Raw genomic sequence first — 1,217 nt, 5'->3', positions numbered from 1 at the left:
ACCCCGTTTGAGCAAGATGATATTTATTATGTTATAGCGCGTAATGCCTGGGGCAATTTAAAACTCTACGGTGAGAAAACCGGACATTCTGTGGAAATCAGCCCTTACCTTAATTGGATGCGAACAAAAAAAGGAAATCAGCAAGATATTGAAGCTGGCAAGGCTAACCAAACAATAAAAAGTTTCTTGACATGTCAGGATCCAGATAGTTCTGATATAAAAAGCAGCCAAAAGAAACCACTTTTCCCTGCGGCATTAAAAAAATATGGCCCACTCAATGCTAATGAAGTGTACGGCTTTGCGCCATTTTTATTTATGGGTGGCGAGAAAAAAATCAAGAATATTGAAAAGTGCGATATTTTTGCCCATTTGAATTTAATTGCCGACATGGGGGATATGGAAATTATTGATATGGCTTCTATGGTACGTGGCGCTATTAAGCAGTACGAATAACGCTGTATGCAAATATGCTTGTGGCCTTTTTAATCTGGACTGGGCTACAAAACTTAAAAATACTAAAGTGCTCGGTTAGATCTTAGTGTGTTTTTAAGCAGTTTATAACAATAAAGACGTTATAATTTAAATTTAAACCGTGCAGCCAAAGCACTAATTCACTAGGAATTACCGGCTCTTTAACAACATGGATGTTGTTTGGCTAGGCGCTAATACAGCCGCTGATTAGTGCCCTGCCTTTCATTTTTGCACAGAGTAAATTCGATTATTCGTAGCAGCGGGTTTACCCCGCGACATAATTCCCCTGCAGCCCACAACGAACTACTATTTGATGATGGCGACAATGAGCCAAAAGTCATTTTACAAACTCTCGCCAGTGAACATTACTTTGAGCTAAACGCCAAGCAATCGGACCGTAAGCTTATATGATGAATAAGCCAACTAGGGACTATTAATTAATACCCATTGCATTAAATTAAGGCGCTATTATGGCGCATGAAAAATAGCGCTATAACAAGGCAAAAATGACGACATATAGTGGTGCTACATGAGTCATTTTTAACGCAGTTAGGGTGTTATTTAGCTCGCCAGAATGGGTCTATTTTTAATAAAATGGGTATCGATGCAGGAAAAGACCTCTGCCTAGAAACCGAGCAAAACAATGTACAGTTTGTGATAAAGAACAATCAATTTATTGATGTTAAAAATGAACTCAAACAACAAACTAACAACGGCAATATCAATTACCAAAGTGCCGGCAACAA

2 protein-coding genes are annotated in these 1,217 nt (G+C 38.5%); both read left to right on the top strand.

Features of this window, described 5'->3' with window-relative positions; genetic code table 11:
• Positions 1-453: T6SS immunity protein Tdi1 domain-containing protein (locus H5232_RS23295; protein ID WP_182762839.1), on the top strand; the 453-nt coding region annotated here is incomplete at its 5' end.
• 537 nt (positions 454-990) lie between these two features.
• The coding region (locus H5232_RS24470; RefSeq protein WP_259400195.1) for a hypothetical protein at positions 991-1,217 on the top strand (227 nt) is incomplete at its 3' end.

Origin of the sequence: Pseudoalteromonas sp. SG41-5, assembly GCF_014164495.1 — a bacterium.
GTDB lineage: Bacteria > Pseudomonadota > Gammaproteobacteria > Enterobacterales > Alteromonadaceae > Pseudoalteromonas > Pseudoalteromonas rhizosphaerae.
This window is presented reverse-complemented; position numbering and strand designations above follow the sequence as displayed.